At 69.3% G+C, this 5,956-nt stretch carries 7 protein-coding genes and 1 pseudogene; 5 read left to right on the top strand and 3 right to left on the bottom strand.

What is annotated here, in order from left to right; all coding sequences use genetic code 11:
- The 4 genes and pseudogenes from HKK72_RS34905 to HKK72_RS34895 all read left to right on the top strand — a co-directional run.
- Positions 1-293, top strand: a pseudogene (locus tag HKK72_RS34905) (ABC transporter ATP-binding protein); the annotation flags it as partial.
- A gap of 59 nt (positions 294-352) precedes the next feature.
- Positions 353-883 carry a hypothetical protein gene (locus HKK72_RS41795; protein WP_261987493.1) on the top strand — a complete coding sequence of 177 codons (531 nt, stop codon included), beginning with the start codon at positions 353-355 and terminating at the stop codon, positions 881-883.
- A 152-nt stretch (positions 884-1,035) separates the two neighbouring features.
- Positions 1,036-1,821 (top strand): hypothetical protein, encoded by a 786-nt coding sequence (locus HKK72_RS41790; RefSeq protein WP_261987492.1) that lies wholly within the window; start codon positions 1,036-1,038, stop codon positions 1,819-1,821.
- Positions 1,818-2,351: a hypothetical protein gene (locus HKK72_RS34895; RefSeq protein WP_187238679.1), complete on the top strand. Its 534-nt coding sequence runs from the start codon at positions 1,818-1,820 to the stop codon at positions 2,349-2,351. The genes HKK72_RS41790 and HKK72_RS34895 overlap by 4 nt, the downstream gene beginning before the upstream one ends.
- A gap of 31 nt (positions 2,352-2,382) precedes the next feature.
- Here the strand turns inward: HKK72_RS34895 and HKK72_RS34890 are convergent, their stop codons facing one another.
- From HKK72_RS34890 to HKK72_RS34880, 3 genes are read right to left on the bottom strand one after another with little or no spacing between them, the layout of a single operon-like run.
- Positions 2,383-3,300, bottom strand: coding sequence for an FAD:protein FMN transferase (locus HKK72_RS34890; protein ID WP_187238678.1), 918 nt, complete (start codon positions 3,298-3,300; stop codon positions 2,383-2,385).
- The gene (locus HKK72_RS34885; protein WP_187238677.1) at positions 3,293-3,724 is read right to left on the bottom strand and encodes an FMN-binding protein; all 432 of its coding nucleotides are present in this window, start codon (positions 3,722-3,724) and stop codon (positions 3,293-3,295) included. Before HKK72_RS34885 ends, HKK72_RS34890 begins: the two co-directional genes overlap by 8 nt.
- 11 nt (positions 3,725-3,735) lie before the next feature.
- Positions 3,736-5,100 carry a ferric reductase-like transmembrane domain-containing protein gene (locus HKK72_RS34880; RefSeq protein ID WP_187238676.1) on the bottom strand — a complete coding sequence of 455 codons (1,365 nt, stop codon included), beginning with the start codon at positions 5,098-5,100 and terminating at the stop codon, positions 3,736-3,738.
- Between the two features lie 170 nt (positions 5,101-5,270).
- Between HKK72_RS34880 and HKK72_RS34875 the strand changes: the two genes are divergently transcribed.
- Positions 5,271-5,956, top strand: a 686-nt coding sequence (locus HKK72_RS34875; RefSeq protein WP_315987598.1) for a response regulator transcription factor, incomplete at its 3' end; no start/stop codon positions are given.

Genomic DNA, 5,956 nt, shown 5'->3' with positions numbered 1-5,956 from the left:
TGGCTGACCTGATCGCGGCCGCGTCCTGGAACCGGGTGGCCGTGCGTACCACGGCCCGGCCGGACGCGATGACGGTGCTCGCGCATACCGGCGCTGCCGTGTCGGCCACCGGTCGGGACACCATTACCGTCTCCGGCCTGCCAGCGGATCGCATCGTGACGTTGCTCAACCAGAGCGCGGTCCCGTTCTCGGAGGTATCAGCGCACCGCGCCACGCTGGAGGAGGTCTACATGGAGCTCACCCGCGACGCGGTTCAGTTCCGCGCCGCGACGCGCACGGAGGTACCACGGTGACCCCTACCGTTACGCCTTACCCACACAGCCAACGGGTCGGGCGGGATGGCTTCCTCAGGTTGCTGCACGCGGAGTGGACCAAGTTCCGAACCGTCCGGGGCTGGTTGACTGGCATGCTGGTGGCGGCACTGATGGTGGTGCTGTTCGCCCTGCTCGCCGGGGTCAGTAGCAATCAGCAGGGCTCACCACCCGTTCCGATCGGACCGGGCGGTGAGCCGGTTACCGACAGCTTCTACTTCGTGCACCAGCCACTGACCGGAAACGGCAGCATCACTGTCTCCGTTTCCGCGCTCAGGAGCGGCATCCCCACGGGTCCCTCGGACCTGCAACCTGCCACCGTGCCGTGGGCGAAGGCCGGGCTCATCATCAAGCAGAGCACCCGCCAGGGATCACCCTACGCGGCGATCATGGTTACCGGCAGCCACGGCGTGCGGATGCAGGACAACTACGTCAACGACACGGCCGGCCTCCCCGGCCCTGTCTCCGCCGCGTCTGTTCGCTGGCTGCGGCTGGACCGCTCGGGCGACGCGATCACCGCTATGCCTCCGCCGACGGCACGCGCTGGACCAAGGTGGGCACCGTGCACGTGAGGGGGCTCGGACCGACCGCGCAAGGCGGGCTGTTCGTCGCATCTCCGCCTTCAGTGCATGGCATAGGCACGCGCGGCAGCGTGTCCACGGCCGTCTTCGGGGGTCTTCGTATCCAGGGGCGCTGGGCCGGTGGTAACTGGACAGGCGATCAGGTGGGACCCGAATCCCCCAGCTTCGCCGGCTACCCGCAGAACACGTCGGGTTCGTTCACGGAATCTGACGGCAGCTTCACGGTGGCCGGCGCCGGCGACATAGCGCCCGCCGTTCGCGAGACTCTGCCAACCGGCGGCACCCTCCAAGACATCCTCACCGGCACGTTCGCCGCGCTGATCCCGGTGATCGTCGTGGGGGTGCTGTTCATCACTACGGAATACCGGAAAAACCTGATCCACGTTACCCTCGCGGCCAGCCCGAGGCGGAGCCGGGTGCTGGTGGCCAAGGCGATCGTGCTGGGAGTCGTCACCTTCGTCGCCGGGCTGGCGGGAGCGGCCGTCGCGGTTCCGCTCGGCGAGCGGCTCGCCCGGGCCAACGGCGTGTACATCTTCCCGGTGGCGTCTTCAACCGAACTACGGGTTGGGCTCGGGACCGCGGCGCTGCTCGCGACCACCTCGATCCTGGCCCTCTCCGTCGGCACCATGTTCCGGCACAGCGCCGGCGCGGTCACCACCGTCATCGTGGCCATCGTGCTGCCCTACATCCTGATCGCCATCCCGTTCATGCCCGCGAGTGTGACGGACTGGCTGACCCTGGTGACGCCGGCCGCGGCCCTCGTCGTCCAGCAGACGCTTGTGCCGTATCACCAGGTCACGAGCATCTACACGCCGTACAACGGCTACTACCCGCTGACACCGTGGGCCGGGCTCGCCGTCCTGGCCGGCTACGCGGTGGTAAGCCTGGCCGTGCTGGTCATCAGCGGCGAGTACAGCTCGGGAGCATGATCCGCACCACACTCGCGGCGACGCCGTATCGGGCCACCGTCTTCGCGGCCAAGGCCATCACTCTCACCGGCGTCGTGGCCGCGGCCGGAACCATCGCGGTTCTCGGGTCGCTGCTGGCTGGGCGGCTCATCCTGCCCCGCCACGGCTTCACAGCCGCCCGCGGCCACCCGGCCCTATCCCTGGCCGACGGGCCTACGCTACGTGCGGCCGCCGGGTCGATCCTCTACCTGACCCTGATCGCCCTGCTCAGCCTCGGCATCGCTGCCATCGTGCGGGACTCCGCCACCAGCATCGGGGTCATTCTCGGCCTGCTCTACCTTCTCCCCGTCCTCTCCCAGGTGATCGGCAATCCGCACTGGCAGCGCCTGCTCCAGCAGATCGGGCCGATGAGCGCCGGGCTCGCCATCCAGGCCACCACCAATCTCCACAACCTGCCCCTCAGCCCCTGGGCCGGTATTGGCGTCACCGCCGGGTGGGCCGCTGCCGCGCTCGTGGCCGGCGGCCTACTGCTACGCATGCGCGACGCCTAGGCGAAGCTGGAGGCTTCGCAACAGGTGCGCGTCAGCCGCGGTCGGGGTGGGCGGTGGCGGGGTAGCCGTCGTGCCAGGCGGCTTTGGCACCGGAGTCGCCGATTCGGTAGACCTGTACGTTGGCGCCCACACCAATGGTGAGGGACGGCACCGCGGCGCCGATGCGCAGCGGCGTACCCACCGTTGATCCATATCGCCGGAATCCTGGTGTGCGCCATTCCTGGCCGTCGGGCAGGACCGCGAGTGCTTCGTAGCCGTCCAGTGTTTCTACCCAGTCCTGTGCGCCGTCGCCTCTGGCGAACGCTGCGGTGGCGTAGGTGTCGGTCAGCGTCAGGCGGGGCCCGACGAGGGTGAGGGAGGCGAACGCGGCGACGGGTGTACCGCTGTGCGGGTCGAAGATGTGAACGCCGCGTTCGGCAGTGCCCGAAGTGGCGACGGCCAGGTCGTGGCCGGTGGTGATGACGGTGGCCAGTTCGCCGGGGCGCAGCGGGTGGGCGATGCCGACGCGCCACGGAATGCCGGGGCCTGCCTGGCCGCGGAGCTGGAGGTCACCGCCGCCGTTGACGCAGGTGTGGTGCGCGCCTGCTTCGTGTAGGAGTTGGGATGCGGCTTCGGTGGCCCAGCCTTTGACGAGTCCCGAGGGGTCGAGGGTTCCTGTGGGGATGATGCTGAACCAGCCGTCGCTGTCATGGGTGGCCTGTGCGCAGAGGGACAGGACTTCGTGGACTTCGGGCGGGCAGTCCTCAAGGCGGATCTCGCCGCGGTCGAGGCGGCTGATGTGACTGTCGGGCCGGTAGGTGGAGAACACTGCGTCGACCCGATGGAGGTGTTGCACGGCCTCGGCGAGGGCGCGGTGGATGGCGGTGGTGGGCTTGTCGCGGATGTCGATGGAGAAGACGGTGCCCATGACGTGCTCGACGTGACGCAGTCCTCGTGCGGTGTCAGGCATGGGCCTGGTCCAGGGCGCTTTGGAGGGACTGGATGTAGCCCTGGCTGGTGTAACTGGCTCCGGAGACGGCGTCGATGTGCGCGCTCTGAGCCCCGATGGCCTCCTGGGTGAGGCGGGGCAGGGCGTAGGAGGCGATCTGCTGGTCGCGGCCGTTCTGGTCCGGGGCCTGGAGAACCTTGACTGCGGTGATCTTTCCCTGGGAGAGGATGGCGGCGACCTGCACCGTCCCGTACCGGGTATCGATGGGATCCCCGGTGAACGTGCCCGTCCCCGTGAACGCCTCCGCGGGGGTGTGCGGAGATGCGGAGGCTGTTGGGGGCCGGGGGGCCGCTCCTGCGAGGGTGGGGAGCTGGTGGGGTTTGAGTGCTAGCAGGGCGAAGACGAGGGCACTGATCCCAGTGGTGGTGAGGACGGCTCGGCGCATGGCGGTTCTCCTCAGAACGTGAACGACTCGTGGTGGATGCGCCGTGCCGGCACGCCGGCTTCGCGCAGGGCAGTGATCGCGGCCTGTGCCATGCCGGGCGGACCACAGAGGTAGACGTCGTGCGCGGCCAGATCCGGCACCAAAGCGCTCAGGGCCCGGGCGGTGAGGGGCGAGGAGTACCCGGCCGGTTCGTCGACGACGTAGTGCACGGTGGCCCGTCGGCGGGCGGCGATCGCGTCGAGCTCACCGCGCAGCGCAAGGTCGTCGGCGCGGCGGGCCCGGTAGATGAGGGTCACCTGGCCCGGCAGCGTCTCGAAGAGCACGCGCAAGGGGGTGATGCCGACACCGCCGGCCAGGAGCAGCACCTTGGCAGCGGTACGGCGGTCCGCGGTGAAGGCGCCGTAGGGTCCCTCGGCCCACACCCGGGTGCCCGGCGCCAGGCGGGCGAGCGCAGCACTGTGGCCGCCCGCGGTCTTGACCGTGATGCGCAGGTGGCCGGGGTGCGCCGGGGCGGAGAGGGAGTAGGGGTTGGCGGTCCACCACAGTCCGCGGGCCAGGAAGCGCCAGCGCAGGAACTGCCCCGGATCGCCCCCGAGTTCGTCCAGGCGTTCGCCGGTGAGGTGGACGGAGACCACGCCCGGCGCTTCGGGGTGGATCGCGGCCACGCGCAGGCGGTGGCGCAGTCCGCGCCGGACGGGGGCGGCGAACCGGTACCATGCGACCAGCGCCGCGACACCAAGGAACAGCGTATGCCACGCTGCCTGAGCGGCTCGGTTGCCGACGAAGTCGGCGCCGTTGGATAGCTGATGGCCGAAGACGAGGAAGATCGCCAGGTAGGTGGCGAAGTGCAGGTGGTGCCAGGTTTCGTAACTCATCCTGCGGCGGGCCGCGCGGGCCGAGAGGACTCCGGTGGTCAGGAACAGCAGGAATCCGGCCGTGCCCTTGAGGAGGTCGGGGTAACGCAGGACGAGCGTGGAGGTCTGGCTGACCACGTTCGTGTGGGATGTCAGTGAGTAGCCCCAGATGATCAGCAAGGTGTGGGCGAGGGCGAGAGAGACGGTGCAGCGGCCGCCCAGGGCGTGCCAGCGGGCGAGCCGGTCGGTGCCGATGGTGTGATCTAGAAGAGGGGCGCGGGCCATCAGCGCGAGAAGGACCGCGCAGGCGTACCCGGCCAGGAGCCCGGTGATGCGTCCTGCGCCGGTGAGCCAGCCTGCCGGGCCGACCACCGAGGTCGTGTGGCTCCACCACAGGGCCAGCACACCGGCGGCGCCGGCCCAGATCACCAGCGGCGCCAGGAACGGGACAATGCTGCGGCGCGGACGTCGGTGGCGCATCCCGCGGCTCGCATACGTGGTGGTGGTGAACGTGGTGGTCATGGGGCTCCTCCGGATAAGGCGCGCTCCGGCGATGGGCGGCCAGCCTCACAACCCAACCTCTGTGAACCTTCTGAAACAGCGCCGTCGGCCGCGCTCAGCGCCGATTCAGAGGAAACTCAGAGGCGGGGCTCGCACGGCCGTGGCCTGCGCCGGGGCATGCTGAAGGGACCATGGACGAGCTGCGTACGACATCGCTTCTGCACCGCCCCGACGGGCAACCCGTGCGGATCCTCGTCGTCGATGACGAACCCGACGTCACCGACGTCCTGGCCGGAGTGATGACCGGCGAGGGCTGGCAGGTCCGTACCGCCGCAGACGGCGCGACCGCGCTCATCACCGCTCGTGACTTCCGCCCTGATGCGGTGGTCCTGGACTGGATGCTTCCCGACCTGAACGGGCTGCAGGTCCTACGGGCCCTGCGACGCGAGGAACCGAGCATATGCGTGCTCTTCCTGACCGCCCGCGACGCGGTCGAGGATCGCATCGCCGGCATCACCGCGGGTGGCGACGACTACGTCACCAAGCCCTACAGCCTGGAGGAAGTTCTGGCCCGGCTGCGCGGGCTGCTCCGGAGGGCAGGAATGTCCGCCGATCCGGGAACGAACCGGCTCACCGTCGGTGACCTCACGATGGACGAGGAAGCCAGAGAAGTCAGACGCGGCGAGGCAACCATCGACCTGTCCCGCACCGAGTTCGAACTCCTGCGCTTCCTCATGCGCAACCCGCGCCGGGTGCTGTCCAAGGACCAGATCCTCGACCGCGTCTGGGCCTACGACTTCGGCGGACGCGCCCACATCGTCGAGCTCTACATCAGCTACCTGCGCAAGAAGATCGACTCCGGACGTACCCCGATGAT

Source organism: Actinomadura sp. HBU206391, from assembly GCF_014323665.1.
Taxonomy (GTDB): Bacteria; Actinomycetota; Actinomycetes; order Streptosporangiales; family Streptosporangiaceae; genus Actinomadura_C.
The sequence above is the reverse complement of the archived record's forward strand: the minus strand, read 5'-3'. Positions and strand labels throughout refer to the sequence as shown.

What these genes read in the sequence shown, in the direction of transcription:
- HKK72_RS34895 (WP_187238679.1), top strand. Translation starts at nt 1,818, where the DNA reads ATGATCCGCACCACACTCGCGGCGACGCCGTATCGGGCCACCGTCTTC.
- HKK72_RS34890 (WP_187238678.1), bottom strand. Translation starts at nt 3,300, where the DNA reads ATGCCTGACACCGCACGAGGACTGCGTCACGTCGAGCACGTCATGGGC.
- HKK72_RS34885 (WP_187238677.1), bottom strand. Translation starts at nt 3,724, where the DNA reads ATGCGCCGAGCCGTCCTCACCACCACTGGGATCAGTGCCCTCGTCTTC.
- HKK72_RS34880 (WP_187238676.1), bottom strand. Translation starts at nt 5,100, where the DNA reads ATGACCACCACGTTCACCACCACCACGTATGCGAGCCGCGGGATGCGC.